Source organism: Campylobacter concisus (assembly GCF_001298465.1).
Lineage (GTDB): Bacteria > Campylobacterota > Campylobacteria > Campylobacterales > Campylobacteraceae > Campylobacter_A > Campylobacter_A concisus.
Window position 1 is genome coordinate 187,163 of the sequence record NZ_CP012541.1, and the last position, 17,558, is coordinate 204,720.

At 38.3% G+C, this 17,558-nt stretch carries 17 protein-coding genes and 5 tRNA genes; 19 read left to right on the forward strand and 3 right to left on the reverse strand.

Translation table 11 applies throughout. The features are described from left to right. The first annotated feature begins 63 nt into the window (after positions 1 to 63). Genes CCON33237_RS00900 through CCON33237_RS00920 form a run of 5 tightly spaced genes read left to right on the forward strand, consistent with a single transcriptional unit; the run spans position 64 to position 6,030 of the window. Complete coding sequence (locus tag CCON33237_RS00900) at positions 64 to 534, forward strand: hypothetical protein (RefSeq protein WP_054196000.1); 471 nt, start codon at positions 64 to 66, stop codon at positions 532 to 534. Continuing rightward, positions 531 to 1,382, forward strand: a complete 852-nt coding sequence (gene nfo, locus CCON33237_RS00905) for a deoxyribonuclease IV (protein WP_054196001.1) — start codon at positions 531 to 533, stop codon at positions 1,380 to 1,382. The genes CCON33237_RS00900 and nfo overlap by 4 nt, the downstream gene beginning before the upstream one ends. Beyond that, complete coding sequence (locus tag CCON33237_RS00910; RefSeq protein WP_054196002.1) at positions 1,379 to 2,608, forward strand: OmpP1/FadL family transporter; 1,230 nt, start codon at positions 1,379 to 1,381, stop codon at positions 2,606 to 2,608. Before nfo ends, CCON33237_RS00910 begins: the two co-directional genes overlap by 4 nt. Before the next feature lie 12 nt (positions 2,609 to 2,620). Next, a complete protein-coding gene (locus CCON33237_RS00915; protein ID WP_054196003.1) occupies positions 2,621 to 4,297 on the forward strand; it encodes a fatty acid--CoA ligase in 1,677 nt (558 codons plus the stop codon). Then, entirely contained in the window at positions 4,297 to 6,030 is a 1,734-nt protein-coding gene (locus CCON33237_RS00920; RefSeq protein ID WP_054196004.1) for an ATP-binding protein, read from the forward strand. The genes CCON33237_RS00915 and CCON33237_RS00920 overlap by 1 nt, the downstream gene beginning before the upstream one ends. 317 nt (positions 6,031 to 6,347) lie before the next feature. Here CCON33237_RS00920 and CCON33237_RS09530 read toward each other — a convergent pair whose 3' ends face one another. From CCON33237_RS09530 to folE, 3 genes are all read right to left on the reverse strand, one after another. Next, positions 6,348 to 6,515, reverse strand: coding sequence for a hypothetical protein (locus CCON33237_RS09530; protein ID WP_155463271.1), 168 nt, complete (start codon positions 6,513 to 6,515; stop codon positions 6,348 to 6,350). Between the two features lie 220 nt (positions 6,516 to 6,735). Beyond that, the gene (gene fliI / locus CCON33237_RS00925; RefSeq protein WP_054196005.1) at positions 6,736 to 8,043 is read right to left on the reverse strand and encodes a flagellar protein export ATPase FliI; all 1,308 of its coding nucleotides are present in this window, start codon (positions 8,041 to 8,043) and stop codon (positions 6,736 to 6,738) included. Next, a complete protein-coding gene (folE, locus tag CCON33237_RS00930; protein WP_054196006.1) occupies positions 8,040 to 8,612 on the reverse strand; it encodes a GTP cyclohydrolase I FolE in 573 nt (190 codons plus the stop codon). Before folE ends, fliI begins: the two co-directional genes overlap by 4 nt. Before the next feature lie 137 nt (positions 8,613 to 8,749). On the opposite strand from folE, the gene tig reads away from it, so the two are divergent. From tig to CCON33237_RS01000, 14 genes are all read left to right on the forward strand, one after another. Continuing rightward, a complete protein-coding gene (tig, locus tag CCON33237_RS00935; RefSeq protein ID WP_054196007.1) occupies positions 8,750 to 10,081 on the forward strand; it encodes a trigger factor in 1,332 nt (443 codons plus the stop codon). After that, positions 10,081 to 10,671, forward strand: coding sequence for an ATP-dependent Clp endopeptidase proteolytic subunit ClpP (gene clpP / locus CCON33237_RS00940; protein ID WP_054196008.1), 591 nt, complete (start codon positions 10,081 to 10,083; stop codon positions 10,669 to 10,671). The genes tig and clpP overlap by 1 nt, the downstream gene beginning before the upstream one ends. Before the next feature lie 8 nt (positions 10,672 to 10,679). Further along, positions 10,680 to 11,702 (forward strand): GGDEF domain-containing protein, encoded by a 1,023-nt coding sequence (locus tag CCON33237_RS00945; RefSeq protein ID WP_054196009.1) that lies wholly within the window; start codon positions 10,680 to 10,682, stop codon positions 11,700 to 11,702. 14 nt (positions 11,703 to 11,716) lie between these two features. Next, positions 11,717 to 12,235 carry a peptide deformylase gene (gene def / locus CCON33237_RS00950; protein ID WP_054196010.1) on the forward strand — a complete coding sequence of 173 codons (519 nt, stop codon included), beginning with the start codon at positions 11,717 to 11,719 and terminating at the stop codon, positions 12,233 to 12,235. Then, complete coding sequence (locus tag CCON33237_RS00955) at positions 12,232 to 13,737, forward strand: YifB family Mg chelatase-like AAA ATPase (protein WP_054196011.1); 1,506 nt, start codon at positions 12,232 to 12,234, stop codon at positions 13,735 to 13,737. The genes def and CCON33237_RS00955 overlap by 4 nt, the downstream gene beginning before the upstream one ends. 2 nt (positions 13,738 to 13,739) lie before the next feature. Beyond that, entirely contained in the window at positions 13,740 to 15,143 is a 1,404-nt protein-coding gene (locus CCON33237_RS00960; RefSeq protein WP_054196012.1) for a bifunctional ADP-dependent NAD(P)H-hydrate dehydratase/NAD(P)H-hydrate epimerase, read from the forward strand. Next, positions 15,125 to 15,712, forward strand: coding sequence for a phosphoribosylglycinamide formyltransferase (gene purN / locus CCON33237_RS00965; protein WP_054196013.1), 588 nt, complete (start codon positions 15,125 to 15,127; stop codon positions 15,710 to 15,712). The genes CCON33237_RS00960 and purN overlap by 19 nt, the downstream gene beginning before the upstream one ends. Continuing rightward, positions 15,705 to 16,433, forward strand: coding sequence for a TerC family protein (locus CCON33237_RS00970; protein ID WP_054196014.1), 729 nt, complete (start codon positions 15,705 to 15,707; stop codon positions 16,431 to 16,433). Before purN ends, CCON33237_RS00970 begins: the two co-directional genes overlap by 8 nt. A gap of 15 nt (positions 16,434 to 16,448) precedes the next feature. Then, positions 16,449 to 16,829, forward strand: a complete 381-nt coding sequence (locus CCON33237_RS00975; protein WP_054196015.1) for a VOC family protein — start codon at positions 16,449 to 16,451, stop codon at positions 16,827 to 16,829. Positions 16,830 to 16,990: 161 nt separating this feature from the next. Continuing rightward, positions 16,991 to 17,068 (forward strand) — tRNA-Pro (locus CCON33237_RS00980). Positions 17,069 to 17,077: 9 nt separating this feature from the next. After that, positions 17,078 to 17,154, forward strand: a tRNA-His gene (locus CCON33237_RS00985). 6 nt (positions 17,155 to 17,160) lie between these two features. Further along, positions 17,161 to 17,237, forward strand: a tRNA-Arg gene (locus tag CCON33237_RS00990). A gap of 15 nt (positions 17,238 to 17,252) precedes the next feature. Next, positions 17,253 to 17,329 (forward strand) — tRNA-Arg (locus tag CCON33237_RS00995). A gap of 15 nt (positions 17,330 to 17,344) precedes the next feature. After that, positions 17,345 to 17,429: transfer RNA gene (locus CCON33237_RS01000), tRNA-Leu, on the forward strand. Positions 17,430 to 17,558: the final 129 nt, after the last annotated feature.

Below are 17,558 nucleotides of genomic sequence, written 5' to 3' on the forward strand. Positions count from 1 at the left end.
TCGGTTATGAAGTTGGGATTATATTTCTTTTATACTTAATTTTAGATTAATAAGGAAAAATTTTTGAAAAATTTTTTATTTACTTTGTTGTCTGTTTTTATTTTTACAGGTTGCGTGGCTACTAAAACGCCGCAAAATTCACAAGCTTTTCAAGTTACTTTATTTTCTCCGATGATAAAGATAAATGATGTTGGATTTTTCCATAAATATAAAAATGAGCTAAATTTACAAATTTATAGCTCTGGCGTAAACACCGCAAATATAAACATAAGAGATAAAATTTGCATAAATAATGCTTGCTTTAACAAGACTGAGTTTAATGAGAAATTTTTTCTAGCCCCGCATTATGAGAGCCTTTTTGAAGAAATTTTGCAAAAAGAAAAGATTTATGATGGCAAAGGCTTGTTGAATACGGAGTGTGGTTTTAGTCAAGATCTAAGTTCATATTTTATAAAATACGAGGTTTGCGACAACTACGTCAAATTTATAGATAGCAAAAATAAAATAAGAGTGATAATAAAAGAGTTAAAATGAGATACATCGGAGCTCACGTAAGTGCGGCTGTAGGCGTGTTTAATGCACCTTTAAATGCTGCAAAAATAGGAGCAAATGCTTTTGCACTTTTTACAAAAAATCAACGCCAGTGGAATGCAAAAGAGCTAAGTGCTAGTGAAATAGAGCAGTTTAAAGAAAACCTAAAAATTTCTGGCATAAGCACAAAGCATGTTTTGCCACACAGCAGTTACTTGATAAATTTAGGCCATCCAGATGAGGAGGCAAGAGCAAAGTCGCTTGAGGCTTTTGTGGATGAGATAGATCGTGCCAGTAAGCTTGGGCTAGAGCTTTTAAATTTTCACCCAGGCTCACATCTAAAACAAATAAGCGAAAAAGAGTGTTTAGATAATATCGCAAGCTGCATGAACGTGGCGCTTAAACGCACAAGTGGCGTAAAGCTAGTCATCGAAAATACAGCTGCTCAAGGATCAAATTTAGGCTTTAGTTTTAAGCAGATTGCTTATTTGATAGAGCGAGTAGACGATGAGAGTAGGGTTGGTGTTTGCTTTGATACCTGTCACGCATTTGCTGCTGGATATGATCTAAGAAGTAAAGAGGCCTACGCCAAGACGATGGGGGAATTTGATGCGATCATTGGCTATAAATTTTTATCTGGCATGCATTTAAATGATGCAAAATTTGGACTTGGCTCAAAAAAAGATAGACACGAGAGCCTTGGCAAGGGTGAGCTTGGATTTAGTGCTTTTAAAAATATAATAAATGATGATAAAATAGGCGAAATTCCTTTAATATTAGAGACGATTGACGAGAGTATTTGGGAAGATGAGATAAAAATTCTAAGAAATTTTGAAAAGGAAAAACTATGAAAAAAGTGCTATTAAGCATTATTATGGCATCTACTTTGCTAAATGCTGGAGGTTATAAGGTTCCTGAGCAAAGTGCTGATTCTTTAGGTCTTGCTGCTAGTAACGTGGCCTTTAGTTTTGGAGCTGATGCGGCGTATTTTAACCCTGCAAATATGATGTTTTTAGATGGACGCCATCACATAGAAAGTACCCTTGGCTGGTTTCATATAAATAAGCTCGAGTTTAAAAGTGATAGTGGCAAAAGCTATAGGTCAGAAAAATTTGACTCGCTAGCTGGTACATTTAGTTTTGTAACGCCAGAAATTTATGAAAACTGGAAATTTGGTTTAGCTCTTGCCGTTCCTGCTGCTGTTGGTGTATCATGGGAAGATCCAGCTACTGCATTTACCGCTAAAAGGTTTAAGCTACAAGTTGTTGAGCTAAATCCAACCGTGGCTTACCGCATAAATGATAAGCTTGCCGTTGCTCTTGGTGCTAGAGGCGTTTACACCAAAGGTAAGATAGCAAGTGACTTTGGACGAATAGGCTACAGAGAGATAAAAGGCGATGGTATGGGCTATGGCTATAATGTTGCGCTTACTTATAGGCCTATTGAGGATTTAAGCTTTGCTGTTACTTACCGCTCAAATGTAAATTTAGAGCTTAAAGGCCATACAGATGCTGATTTTAACGGAGCGCTATCTCCCATAAGCTATCATGGCAAAACAAAAGTCGAGATCCCACTTCCTGCTCAGCTTGTGCTTGCTGCTGGATATAAATTTAGCGACTTTACTCTTTTACTAGCTTTTGAGAGGACTTATTGGTCTAAATTTAAAGGCTATGACTTTGAATACATGGATAAAGGTCCAGCTCACTCGCATCCAGCTTTTGCAAGATTCATGGATGATCCAGTCATAAAAAATGCAAAAGATACAAATACATATAGGCTAGGTCTTGCCTACGACGTAAATGAAAAATTTAGACTAATGGCTGGCTTTGCCTATGATGAAGATATTACAAGCAGCAAGCATACTGGCTTAGAGCTTCCAAATACCACATCTAAGGTATATTCTTTTGGAGTAAATTATAAATTTACACCAAATCTTGAAATGGCAGTTGGATATGTTTATCAACATCGTGACAAAAAGCGCGCAACAGGTATTTCAACAGCTGCTGGAAAAATATCAGGCGAGTTTGAAACTGGCAAGATCCAGATCCTTGGTACGACTTTTAAATATACATTTTAGTTAGGGTCAAGAATGCGATACTCTTATAATAATTTTTATGAAATTTTAACCAAAGTAGCAAAGGAAAATCCAAATCAAGTAGTTCTTTTTGAAGAAAAAGAGAAACTAAAATATCGCGAATTAAAGCAAAATGTCGATAAAGTGGCAGCTTATCTGCAACTTGCTGGAGTGAAATTTGGTGATAAAGTAGCTATGGCGGTTACAAACTCGAAAGAATTTATCATCTCATACCTTGCCATCACGGCTATCGGTGCGGTTGCGGTGCCGATGAATACCTTTTTAAAAACAAATGAGTTTGAGTATATCTTAAATGACTGCGGTGCAAAGGTGCTTTTTGCGTCTAGCTCGCTTGCAAAAGAGTTAATCGCATTAAATGAGCTTGAAATTTTAAGAAAGATAATCTGGATCGGAGCAATACCAAAGAAACTTCAAAGTGCCTCAAAGGATGAATATATAGACACTGATGAAGAGTATGGCGAGAGCGCGTATCTTACTTCAACACCTCAAATTTCAAAAGAGGATATGAGCAAGGGTTATGAAAATAATGGCCTTGTTAAAAATGTAAATTTTACAGAAACTCTAAATCACAAATACGCCCTTAGTATCACAAAGTATCCGGCAATAGATGATTTAATGCATATAATTTACACTTCAGGCACTACTGGCAAGCCAAAAGGTGCGATGATAAGCTATAAAAATATCTTTTCAAATTTAATTGGAGCTCATGATCGTTTTATAGTGAAAAAAAGCGATCGTTTCATAGTCTTTTTACCGATGTTTCATAGTTTTACGCTAACTGCAATGGTGTTGCTTCCGATATTTGCGAGTGCATCTATGGTTCTTGTAAAATCAGTATTTCCATTTTCAAATGTGTTAAAGCAAACTTTGCTAAAGCGTGTAACTGTATTTTTAGGAATTCCAGCCATCTATACAGCTATTGGTAAGGCAAAAATTCCTTGGTATTTTAGATGGTTTAACCGCATTAGATTATTTGTAAGCGGTGCAGCTCCGCTTGCAAAGCAGACGATAGATGACTTTAGAGTGAAATTTCCACGTGCAACACTTGTCGAGGGATATGGCCTTAGTGAATGCTCACCTGTCGTAGCTGCAAATTTATATGATAAACAAAAGCTTTTAAGTGTAGGGCCTGTGCTTGATGGCTATGAGGTAAAGATCGTAAATGATGAGATGATGGAGCTTCCAGTTGGCCAGATCGGCGAGATCATTGTAAAGGGCGACTGCGTCATGCAAGGCTACTATGGTATGCCAAGCATCACTGATGAGACCATAATAAACGGCTGGTTAAAGACCGGAGATCTTGGAAAAGTCGATGAAGAGGGCTTTATCTACATCGTTGATCGCAAAAAAGACCTCATCATATCAAAGGGCATTAACATCTATCCGCGCGAGATCGAAGAGGTTATTTACAAACTTGAAGCAGTCGAAGCAACAGCGGTAATTGGTGTAAAAGACGTACACGCCGATGAAGAGGTTGTCGCTTTCATACAAGTAAAAGAGGGTATGGATCTTGATGAAAAAACAGTAAGAGAGCATTTGAAGAAAAATTTAGCAAATTTCAAGATACCAAAAAGTATCTATTTTGCCGAAGAGTTGCCTAGAAATGCCACTGGCAAGGTGTTAAAACGTGTATTAAAAGAGCAAATAGAGCAGATGAAGGATAAATTTTAGTGAAATACTTGCTTGATTTTTTAAACCAGGACCTCAAAAAAAGCAAAATTTACGAGCTGATAAAGTGCGGCGACGAAGAGGGAGAAATTTTAAAATATCTAAGTAAAGCTTATGTGCAAGGAACGGCTAATATGAGCGTTTTTGAGCTACTTGGAGCAGTCTTTGGCACACAAAATGATAAGCAGCTTTTGTATCTAAAATTTATAAAAAATTTGCTTGATAGCGGTTGGATTGTACAAAATTATAGTCTTTTTAAAATACCTGAGAGCACGCAAAGGGCTTCAGCTCAAGGGCTTCTTTCGTTGCTTCATTCTGAAATTTCTCTATCAGCCACATTTTTAAAAATTCTTGAAGATGGCAACGCTGATATAAATTTACCAGAGCTTACGCCATATGAGGATCATTTGGAGTATTTAAAAGATCAGTTTTTAAAGGTGGAGCTTTACTCAAAGGCTGCTATTTTTGGCGATGGCTCAAGTGATGCCAAAAAGCGCATAAATGAGCAAATTTCTGAGCTTACAAAGCGAATCAATGAGCGAGTAAAACTAAGCAAGATCAGCCTAAAGATAGAGCAAATTTTTAAAGAAAACTCACTTGACGAAAAAGAGCAGATTATATTTTTAGCCCTTTTAAAAGAGGAGTACGCGGGCGATTTTGAAAACGGACGAGATCTAAACACGCTAGTTGGGCTAATAAGCAAAGACGAGCTTGAACGCATCAAAAATCGTACTCTTTTAGAGGATGGCTCAAGGCTCATAGAGGGCGCACTCATTGACTACGACGAGGTTTTAAACGCTTATGGCAACGTTAGCAAGAGCTTTTTTATAAATGAAGAAATTTTGCAAAGCATAATGCACCCAAAAAATGACAAAAATAGCAAGAAAATCAAGATCGAAAGCCTAGTAAAAGAGCAAGAAATTTTTGAGCTAATAGAGCCGGTAACTAGCCTAGAAGACGTCGTGCTAAATGAAAAGACAAAGCAGCTTTTAAGTACGATACTAAAGCAAGTCGATAAAAAAGTGCTTGCTAGACTTAGTAGCTGGGGCATAAAAACTAGGAAAAACATAGACGCTAAGATCATCTTTTATGGCGAGCCTGGCACTGGTAAGACGATGAGCGCAGTTGGACTTGCAAAGAGCCTAAAAAAGCAGATTCTAAGCTTTGACTGCTCAAAAATTTTAAGCAAATATGTCGGCGAGAGCGAGCAAAACGTAAGGAAAATTTTTGACACTTACAAAGAAATTTGCAAAAAAAGTGGCAGTGAGCCAGTACTTTTACTAAATGAGGCCGATCAGTTTTTAAGCACGAGAGTGGAGAGCTCAAGCGGCGCTGAGAAGATGCATAATCAAATGCAAAACATCTTTTTAGAGCAGATTGAGCGCTTTGAGGGCGTGCTGATCGCTACGACAAATTTCTTGCAAAGCCTTGATGTGGCGTTTTCAAGGAGATTTGACTACAAAATCGAGTTTAAAAAACCAGACTTCAAAGGCAGGCTAGCCATTTGGCGTAAAATTTTGCCTGAAAATGCGAGCTTTGAAGATGGCTTTAGTGTAGAAAGGCTGGCTGAGTTTAATCTAAGTGGCGCACAGATCGTCCTTGCGCTAAAAAATACCGCTTTAAAGGTGGCTATAAAAGATGATGGGATTTTTACCTTTGAGGACTTCAAAACGACGATAGAGCGCGAGCTAAACTCAAGCTTTGGCGAGGATAAAAAGATGGGATTTGGCTCTTAGGCCTTCTCTCTTGATTTTATTGTTTGTATAAATTTAAATAAATATAAATAAGCAAGAGTCACTGACATTGGCGAGGAATCTGCTTTTATCTAGTTAGAATTCGCACGTTTGTCACCGCCAAAGCTAGGGAAAGTGTGAGCTAAACTCAAGCTTTGATGAGAAAAAATAGGTCTTGGCTCTTAAGCTCTTCTAAAATTTACATCTTATATGGCATATACTTTTTGTTGCTAGGCGAAGTTTAAAGTGCCAGAGATTACTGATCTAAATGCAAAATTTTGCTTTCATAGTTAAATTTACGCCATGATTGCTACCAAAATTTACAGCAAGACAGATATCAGCGCATAATCACTTAGTATAAATTTAGCTTGCTCACTTGCCTTAAATTCACTACCACAGCCTTTGCAGATAAGTAGTTTTTTATCAAAAAAGTCCCAAAAATTTGAAATTTCATTGCTAAAAAATATTGAGTAGACTATGTCTATCATAAGCTACAAAAGAGGCATATGTCTTGCTTGCTACCTTAAAAAGGTTTACCGCTTAAAATTTGTTTCCGTATTTTTTACAGCAGTGCTTTTTTGACCAAAAAAGAGATGAGAAAAGGTAGGATTATTGATTTTTTGACTGAAATTTTGACATCCTAGCCAAAGCTATTATAAAGATTTAGTAGTCAAAAAATTGATAAAAAGGCTTGCAAATTTTAGAAATTTATTGATTGATCTTATCAAGCAGCTCTTCGACCTCTTCGAGTGCAAAGGCTTCTTCCGAGCTTTGTTTTAAGAAGCTCTCCATAAATTCTTTCTTTGATATCGCAAGGTCGAGCTCCTTGTCGCTGCCCTTTTGATATGCGCCGATACGAAGCAAGACCTCATTTTCTTTTAAAAGCGAGTAAAGGCGCTTAAATTTCATCGCATTTAGCTTATGCTCTTTGCTTATCACATCTCCCATGACACGCGAGGCTGAGTTTTGGATATTGATAGGTGGATATATGCCAAAGTCCGTTAGCTCCCGGCTTAGCACGATGTGTCCGTCTAGGATAGAGCGGCTTTGGTCAGCTATCGGATCGCTCATGTCATCGCCTTCGACGAGCACTGTGAAAAATGCCGTGATGCTGCCCTTGCCCTCCTCTTTACCAGCGCGCTCCATTAGCTGAGGTAAAAGTGTGAGTGAGCTTGGCGGATAGCCTTTTGATGTAGGCGGCTCGCCAAGTGCGAGGCCGATCTCACGCTGCGCCATCGCAAAACGTGTGACGCTATCCATGATGAAAAGCACGTCGTTTCCTTGTTGTTTGAAGTACTCAGCCACGCTCATCGCGCAAAATGCGCCGTACTTTCGCATGAGCGAGCTATCATCGCTGGTCGCTACGATTATGACCGTACCCTCCAGGTCACCGCCTAGGTTTTTTTCTATAAATTCAGGTACCTCACGGCCACGCTCTCCTATTAGTGCGACTATTTTTATGGGAGCAAGAGTGTTTTTTACGATCATGCCCATGAGGGTTGATTTGCCTACGCCTGAACCTGCAAAAATTCCCAGCTTTTGTCCTTTACCACAAGTAAGCAGTCCATCTATCGTCTTTATACCAACGCTAAAAGGCTCATTTATAAGACCCCTTTTCATGGCATCAATCGGCGCTCTCATGATCGGCATGTACTCGGTTGTATCGATCGCCCCTTTACCGTCTATTGGCTTCATAAATGGATCAACCACGCGCCCAAGCAAATTTGGACCAACTGGTATATTCATGCCTTGATCACTCTCGTAGACAAAGTCGCCTATCCTAAAGCCCTCGACAAATCCAAACGGGCTGATATATGCACCATCTGTTTTTATCTGTGTGACCATGCCAAGACCATTTTTGCTCTTATCTTTTGCAACTATACGCACGATGTCGCCGATGCTTGGACGAAGTCCAGTGATCTCGATAGTGGTAGCTGTAATCTTAGTTATAATGCCAAAGGTGTTTGAGAGTTTCACGCCCTCTTTAAGCTTTAAATTTATATGTTCTAAGCTCAAAAATGCGTTTCCCTAGGAGAATTTATAAGCGAGAAAAATTCTCGTCTAGTATCCGCGTTTTTGATAAAGCAGCCCCTAAGAGCCGAGGTCGTAGTGGTTGAGTTTATTTTTTGCACACCTCTCATCTCAACGCACATATGTCTAGCCTCAACTACGACACCAACGCCTTTTGGAGCGATCACGTCCTCAAGTGCCTTTGCTATCTGCTCAGTCATCTGCTCTTGAATTTGCAAGCGTCTAGCGTAGATATTTACCATGCGTGGAATTTTGCTAAGTCCCACGACCTTGCCATTTGGGATATATGCGACATGTACGCGTCCGATGATTGGGAGCAAGTGATGCTCACAAAGGCTGTAAAACTCGATGTTTCGCATGAGAACCATTTCGTTATTTGAGCTAGTAAAAAGTGCGTCACCAAGCACTTCTTTTGGATCTTCATCATATCCGCTAGTTAGAAATTTAAATGCTTTAAAGACACGCTCAGGAGTTTTTAAAAGCCCCTCTCTGTTTGGATCCTCGCCTATAATCGTTAGCATGTTTTTAACCGAATTTTCAAAACTCTCTTGCATAAATTTTCTCCATAATTTTATTGCTAGATTCTACGTTAAAACGCCTTTTATATCTATAAAAATTTACAAATTTACAATGAAATAAGGAAAATTCTGCTATATTTTGGGCTAAAAATTTGTATTCATAAAGGAATTAGATGGAAATCAAAACAAAAGCTCTAGATAGCGTAAATACCTTAGCAAGCACGACTATAAGTGCAGATGCTATAAAATCTAGCGTAGAGAAACTAGCAAAAAAGGCAGCAAAAACTATGAAAGTAGATGGCTTTAGACAAGGCCATGTGCCAGTTGCTATTGTGCTAAAACGCTACGAGAAAGAGCTAACAAACGATGCTGAACAAGATGTCTTAAGAGATGTTGTTGATGAGGCTATAAAGCAAGCAGGCAAGAAAAACGATGACCTTATCGGCGAGCCTATCGTTTCAAAATTTGATAGAAAAGATGGTAAGATCGATGTTGAGCTAACAGTTTCATTTAAACCAAGCGTCGATGTCAGTGGCTATGAGAGTTTGATACCTGAGTTTTCAAACCCACGTGTTTTGAAAAAAGATATCGATGAGAAAAAAACTGAACTTCTAAAAATGATAGCTCCACTTGAAAAAATTGATGGCAAAAGAGGTCTAAAAGTTGGCGATTTTGCTAAATTTGACTTTGAAGGCTTTGTTGATGGCGTTGCATTTGATGGTGGCAAGGCTGAAAACTATGTGCTTGAGATCGGCTCAAATCAATTTATCCCAGGCTTTGAAGATGGTATGGTAGGCATAAAAGCTGGTGGCGAAAAAGATATCGAGGTTAAATTCCCAGAAAACTATGGCGCTGCACATTTAGCTGGCAAAGACGCTATCTTTAAAATAAAACTTCATGAAATTCAAGAGAGAAAAATTCCTGAAAAACTAGATGAAGAGATGTTAAAAACTCTACTTCCAAACGAAGAAAAACCAACTGAAGAGATACTTGAAGAGCGCATAAAAGAGCAAATTCGCCAAGAGAAAATTTATAAACTTATAAACGAAGAGCTAAAACCAAAATTTGCTGAAGCTGCGGTTGAGAAATTTAAATTTGATGTGCCAAAAAATATCGTCGAGCAAGAGATCGATATGCAGTTTAGAAACGCATGGAGCTCATTTACTCCAGATGATATGAAAAAATTTAGAGAGGACAAAGATGCTCTTTCTAAAAAACGTGACGAGTTTAGAAAAGACGCTGAAAATAGCGTTCGTTTAACTTTCATCATCGATGAACTAGCTCGTGTAAGAGGCGTAAAAGTAAGCGATCAAGAGGTCGTTCAAGCGATCTATTTTGAGGCGTATAGAAGCGGTCAAGATCCAAAAGCACACCTTGAGATGTACCGCAACCAAGGCATGCTTCCAGCCATAAAGATGTCGATGATCGAAGAGAAGCTATTTAGCGAGCTTTTCAATAAAGAAAAAGACGAGAAAAAAGCAAGCAAAAAAGAGAAGGCTGAGTAATGAGCTATTACGTTCCTGTCGTAGTTGAAAGAACTAGTAGAGGTGAGCGAAGCTATGATATATATTCCCGTCTTTTAAAAGACAGGATCGTTATGCTAAGTGGCGAGATAGAGGACGGCATGGCCGCTTCTATAGTCGCCCAGCTTCTATTTTTAGAGGCTGAGGATCCAGATAAAGATATCTATCTATATATAAACTCACCAGGTGGCGTTATAACAAGTGGCTTTAGTATCTATGACACGATGAACTACATAAAGCCAGATGTTTGCACGATCTGTATCGGCCAAGCTGCTAGTATGGGTGCATTTTTATTAAGCTGTGGTGCACCAGGTAAAAGATATGCACTACCAAATTCTCGCATCATGATACACCAACCACTTGGCGGTGCTAGAGGACAAGCGACTGATATCGAGATACAAGCTCGTGAAATTTTGCGTATGAAAGAGATTTTAAATGGAATTTTGGCCAAAAATACAGGTCAGAAGCTAAGTAAGATCGTAAAAGATACTGAACGTGACTTCTTTATGAGTTCGGCTGAAGCCAAAGAGTACGGACTTGTTGATAAAATTTTGGAGAAAAGTTTTAAATAAGGCCCAAAGTGATAAAGATAGATAATGCACCAGACCCTAAGAAAAAAGCGGTTGAGACAAAACATGTTCTAGAAAAGGAAAAGGTAGATATCTACAGATTTTCAGAAAATGTTTTGCATGAATTAAGCGACGATAATGTTCCATCTACGCCAAACAATTACTCTATTTATTTTGAGAAAATGCTTGATAGACAGCCTGATGAATTTAGAAAAGAGATCGGTGATATTATAGTCGCAAATTCTGAAATTTTAGTGCCTACAAATGGCAATATTTCTATTGAAAAAGAGATAAAACAAGGTTTTATTCAAATAAAAAGTATGCTCCAAGCTGTGGTGCTAATCTATAAAAATTTAGGCATCATGAGAGGCCTAGTGCAAAAGCGCATGGATGCACTCAAAAATAATACAAATATCCTAGCTCTTCAAAATATTTTAAGCGCATTTAACCATGACCTAATAAAATTAAACAGTCTTATGGATAAGCATCTTGATGTCATTAAAGTAAGTTATGACGAAGTAGCTAAGATGCTTAAATCTATTGAAGAGCAGTCGATTTACGATACGACATATGACGTCTATAATAAAAAATTTCTAGTAGCCACAGTGCAAAGTGAAGTAGAAGCTGTTAAGAGATACGGCTATAACGCATCGTTTTTACTAGTAAGAGCAAAAGATAGATTTACAAATCGTGTTAAAAATTTAAAAGAGCGAAACAATATGTATAAAGCTATATCACAGCTTATTTTAAGAACTTCTAGAAGAAGCGATATAGTAGCTCATTACGGTGATGGCTGTTTTGCTATGGTTATGAAATATACTGATGAAAATGGCACAAAACAAGCCGGTAGCAGAATTTTAAATATGCTTTCATCTATACCTTGGAAGATAGATGGTGAAGAGTGCAAGCTTGACATCCAAGTGGTTTCAAGTATGATAACAAAAACAAGAAGTGCTGAAGAATTAATCTCTTACTCGTTAGATCAACTAATACTAACACAAGATGATGAGCAGCCTATATTTTTGGGTGAATAAGTAGGAGTTTGAGCTTGATCTTAGAGGTTTTATCTTATCCAAATAAAAAACTTTATGAAGTCTCAAAAGAGGTTAAAATTTTTGATGATGAACTTCACAAACTACTTGATGATATGTATGATACGATGATTGCAAAAGAAGGCATCGGCCTTGCAGCTATTCAGATAGGTGTCGCAAAAAGAATTTTTATTATAAATCTAGCCAATGACGAGGGCGTACAAGATAAAGAAAATTTAATTGAGATCATAAATCCAAGGTTTGAACTACGCGAAGGAGAATGCATATATCAAGAGGGTTGCCTTAGTGTGCCTGGATATTATGAAGATGTAAAAAGAAATGAAGTTGTGGCTATCAAATATCAAGATCGCTTTGGCAAAGAGCAAAGTTTAAGAGCTGATGGGCTTTTAGCTATTGCTATCCAGCATGAAAACGATCATTTAGATGGACATCTTTTTATAGAAAAAATCGGATTTAATAAACGCAAAAAATTTGACAAGGAATACAAAAAGCAAAAAAAAGAAAAAGCTTCATGAAGTCTTTAAGATGTGCTACTTACGGCGATGGGCTAAAGATAATTGACGTTGAGTCTATCTTCTCTCGCGGGCTTCCTGGTTTTAGCATCGTTGGGCTTGCAAGCACAAGCATAAAAGAGAGCACAGAGCGCGTAAAAGCAGCACTTCTAGCACTTGATTTTTCCTTCCCTGCACAAAAGATAACCATAAATTTATCCCCTTCAGATCTGCCAAAAAGTGGCTCACATTTTGACCTGGCTATCGCTCTTCTTATAGCTCTTCAAAAGGCAAAAAGCTTAGAGAAAATTTTTGTCTTTGGTGAGCTTGGGCTTGATGGAAGCATAAAAAGCACAGCAAATTTATTTTCTATTTTACTTTTTTTAAGCACGCAGGTAAAAAACGTAAAAGTCTTAGTACCAAAAGAGATAGCGCAAAAAGCTTCTATGATCCTAAATTTAGAGATTTATGCGGTTAGTACTCTAGAGGAAGCGATTAGATTTTTTAATGACGCAGAATTTGCAAAAAGTATACGTTTTAACGCTACTCATGAACTATTTTCAAATGTGATAGAAATTTCTGGTAAAAGATACGTTCCAAATTTAAACTTCGAGCTTGATTTTAAGGATGTTCTGGGTCAGGATCGCGCAAAAAGAGCCTGCGTTATTGCAGCCGTTGGTATGCACAATATTTTATTTGAAGGCAGTCCAGGTAGCGGCAAGAGCATGTGTGCAAAACGCCTAGTTTACATCATGGCGCCACAAAGCTTAGAAGAGGTGCTAAAGTCCGCCGCCTACCGCTCTTTAAACCTTCAAGATAGCGAATTTACAAGTATTAGAGCCTTTCGCTCGCCCCATCATACTTCAACCAAAAGCTCGATCTTTGGCGGAGGCTCAAATGTCGCAAAGATCGGTGAAATCGCACTTGCAAATGGCGGAGTACTTTTTTTTGACGAGTTTCCTCACTTTTCAAAGCAGGTGATTGAAAGCCTAAGAGAGCCACTAGAGGACAATCAAATCCACATTGCAAGAGTAAATTCAAAAGTGACTTATGAGACTAAATTTATCTTCGTAGCAGCTCAAAATCCATGTCCTTGCGGAAATTTATTCTCTCGCAACCTAAACTGCAAATGCAGCGAAAATGAGATAAAAAACTATAAATCAAGAATTTCAGCTCCAGTGCTTGACCGCATTGATTTAAAAGTTGCTATGGACGAGAGCTCACCAAATGATAGGTCAAGCTTGAGCTCACAGCAAATGAGTGATATGGTTTTAAAGGCCTTTATATTTCAAAAAAAGCGCGATCAAGATGAGCTAAACGGCAAGCTAAATGACGCACAAGTAGAAAAATTTTGTCTATTAGATAATGAAGCAAGAGAAATTTTACAAAAGGCAGCCTCGAAGTACAATCTTTCCCAAAGGGGCATAAAAAGGACACTTAGAGTGGCTAGAAGCATCGCTGATCTTGATGAGAGCGAGCAAATTTTAAAGCCCCACATCTTAGAGGCGCTTAGTTTTAGGGCATAAAGATGAAAAATTTATATTTAGACACGAGAATTTTGGACGAGAGGGCGAGAGAGAAATTTGGCCTTAGTGAAGAAATTTTAATGGAAAACGCCGCCGCTGGCATAGCAAATTTCATATGTAAAAAATTTAAAAAAGGCATGAAAGTACTAGGCGTTTGCGGAAGTGGTAACAACGGTGCTGACGTGCTTTGTGCGTTAAGAATGCTTGAGGGTGAGTTTGAATGTGAATTTATCCTAGCTAGTCAAAATTTTAAGCCACTTGTGAGCAAGCAGCTTGAGCGAGCTAAATCTGCTGGCGTGCGTGAGTGTAAAGATGTAGAAAGTAGCTTAAATGGTGCAAACTGTGTCATAGATGGACTTTTTGGCTCTGGTTTAAATAGAAATTTAGACAAAAAGCACATAGAGCTCATTTCAAAGATAAACAAAAGCTCTGCCTACACCATCGCTTGCGATATACCAAGTGGACTAAATAGCGAGGGCAAGGTGCTAGGTGCTTGCGTAAAAGCAGATATTACGATCACGATGGGAGCTAGAAAGCTTGGGCTTTATAGCGATGCTGCAAAAGACTTTGTTGGCAAGATAAAGGTCACTGATCTTGGCATAAGCGCGCAAAACTACGAATGCGAGAGTGACTATTACTTGCTTGAAAAATGCGATCTTGTGCTTCCAAATAGAAAAAATCAGTGCGTAAATAAGGGCGACTTTGGCCACGCATTTATCATATCTGGCGAGCACATAGGAGCTAGCAAACTTTGCGCAAAAGCGGCATTTGCCTTTGGGGCTGGGCTAGTTAGCGTGATAGGCGAGCAGAGCTTAAATTTACCAACGCATATCATGCAAGCTAGCAAGATAAGCGATAAAATGAATGCTGGAGCCGTTGGCATGGGGCTTGGCAAAAAGGGTATAGAAGAGCTTGATGCACAAATTTTCAAGGGCAAAAGGCTTGTTCTTGACGCTGATATCTTTTACAGTCCAAAAGTGCTTGATCTACTAGATGGGAACTGCGTCTTGACACCTCATCCAAAGGAGTTTTGCTCGCTTTTAAAAATTTGCAAAATAGCCGATATAGATGTGCAAACTTTGCAAGAAAATAGATTTACTTATGCTAAGTCTTGGAGTGAGAAATTTAAGGCAGTACTTGTGCTAAAAGGCGCAAATACAATAATTGCTAAAGATGGAAAAATCTATATCATGCCTTATGGTAAAAATATACTTGCAAAAGGTGGCAGTGGTGACGTACTAAGCGGACTTGTACTTGCTCTTTTAGCTCAAGGCTACGAGCCACTGGATGCTGCCATCTCGGCTACACTAGCTCATGCGCTTAGCCTTAGAAATTTTGGCAAAAACAGCTACGCGCTCGAGCCAACAGATATTATAAAAGGAGTAAAATGCTTACGAAAAAAATAGCCGTACTTTTTAGCGGTAGTGGCTCAAATTTAGAAGCGATACTTAAAAAAATTCATAATCAAATTTTTAATGGTATAAAAATCGAAGTTTGCCTTTGTATCTGCAACAAGCTAGGCGCATATGGCATCGAGCGTGCTAAGAAATTTGGGCTTGATACGACGATAATAGAGAGTGCCAAATTTGCAAACAGAGAAGAATTTGACGCTGCGGTTGTGGAGCAAATTTTAAAAAGCGGCGCTGAACTAACAGTGCTTGCTGGATTTATGAGGATATTAACTCCTGTTTTTACATCAAAGATAAAAGCCATAAATTTACATCCTTCCATATTGCCACTTTTTAAAGGCGCTCATGCGATAAAAGAGAGCTTTGAGAGCGATATGATGATAGGTGGTGTCAGCGTGCACTACGTGAGCGAGGAGCTTGACGGAGGTAAACTCATTGCACAAAGAGCGTTTGAAAGAGAAGATGGTATGAGCTTAGAGGATTGGGAGAGCAAAATCCATGCGATAGAGCATGAAATTTTGCCTGATAGCATAATAAAAATTTTAACAAAGGAAGCAAATGTTTGAATGGTTTAGTTCGCCAGAAGCGTGGATATCACTACTTACGTTAACTGGCTTAGAGATAGTTTTAGGCATAGATAACATTATATTTATTGCTATTTTGGTAGGTAAACTACCTCCGCAGCAGCGCGGTAGTGGTAGGATTGTCGGCCTAGGGCTAGCTATGGTGACTAGAATTTTACTTTTACTTTCATTGTTTTGGATCATGAAGCTAACAAAGCCACTCTTTACTATCGCAGAATTTAGTATAAGCGGCCGAGATTTGGTGCTTATACTGGGCGGTCTATTTTTACTTGTAAAATCAACCCTTGAAATACATTCTAGTGTTTCTGGTGAAGGTGAAGAGCATAAAAATAGCAAAAAATCACATGCAAATTTTTTGGTTATTGTAAGCGAGATAGCTGTTTTGGATATTGTTTTTTCTCTTGATAGTGTTATCACAGCTGTTGGAATGGCTGAGCATATAGAGATAATGATCATAGCTGTTATTTTAGCAGTTGGCGTGATGATGCTAGCGTCAAAAGGTATTTCTAATTTTGTGGACAATAATCCAACAATAAAAATTTTAGCACTTGCATTTTTGGTGCTTGTGGGCATGACATTGGTTGCAGAAGGATTAGGTTTTCATATTCCAAAGGGATATATCTATTTTGCGATGACATTTTCATTGGCAGTGGAAAGTATAAATATATATGCCAAAAAGAAAAAAGATGGTTTGTTGCACTAATAGAAATTTAACAAAATGCAGATAAAAAATATTGATCATATTGTTCTTGTAGTAAGCGATATAGAAAAAGCGATTAAATTTTACTGCGAAATTTTAGGGATACAGCTTTGCAAAAATAGTGGTCGCATCTCCTTAAAATTTGGCTCGCAAAAGATAAATTTACATAAATTTGAAAGCGAGTTTTTACCATCTGCAAAATATCCCAAAAAAGGCAGTACTGATATTTGTTTTATAGTGGATGATCTTATAGAAAATGTACATGCAGAGCTACTTAAAAAGGGTGTAAAATTTGAGCTTGGTATTGTAGAGCGAAATGGGGCACTTGGCGCTATGAAGAGCTTGTACTTATACGACTTTGATGGAAATTTGATAGAACTTAGCTCATATAAAAAATAATTTTTCTAGTAAACGTCTATTTGCAATTTAAATAAGTCTCTTTTTTGCACTAAGAAAAAAAATATTAGTTTAAGTATTTTTTAATTGACATTAAAAAAAAATCTAGTTAAAATACGACTTTTTAATGAGGTAGTGGCATAAACTTACAAACACGACTCAGGCGGGGTGTAGCGCAGTCTGGTTAGCGCATCTGGTTTGGGACCAGAGGGCCGAAGGTTCGAATCCTTTCACCCCGACCATGTTAAATGGTGAGTGTAGCTCAGTCGGTTAGAGCATCAGATTGTGGTCCTGAGGGTCGTGGGTTCGATTCCCATCACTCACCCCATTTTGGGCGCTCGTAGCTCAATTGGATAGAGCGACAGACTTCGGATCTGTAGGTTATGGGTTCGACTCCTATCGGGCGCGCCACTTAAAATACTTTATGCGCTCATAGCTCAGCTGGATAGAGCAACGGCCTTCTAAGCCGTAGGCCTCAGGTTCGAATCCTGATGGGCGTACCACTTTATTATTGTTGTGCGGATGTGGTGAAATTGGCAGACACGCCAGACTTAGGATCTGGTGCCCCACGGCGTGAAGGTTCAAGTCCTTTCATCCGCACCATTCTTTTTTTATAATTTGAGATAAACTTATATTATTAAAAATTAATATTGTAAAGCACTGGATACTTTTTCTTGTTTCTTGACATGTAATAATGTTTTTTGTATAATCTCAATTCTTTTTTAAGTAAAT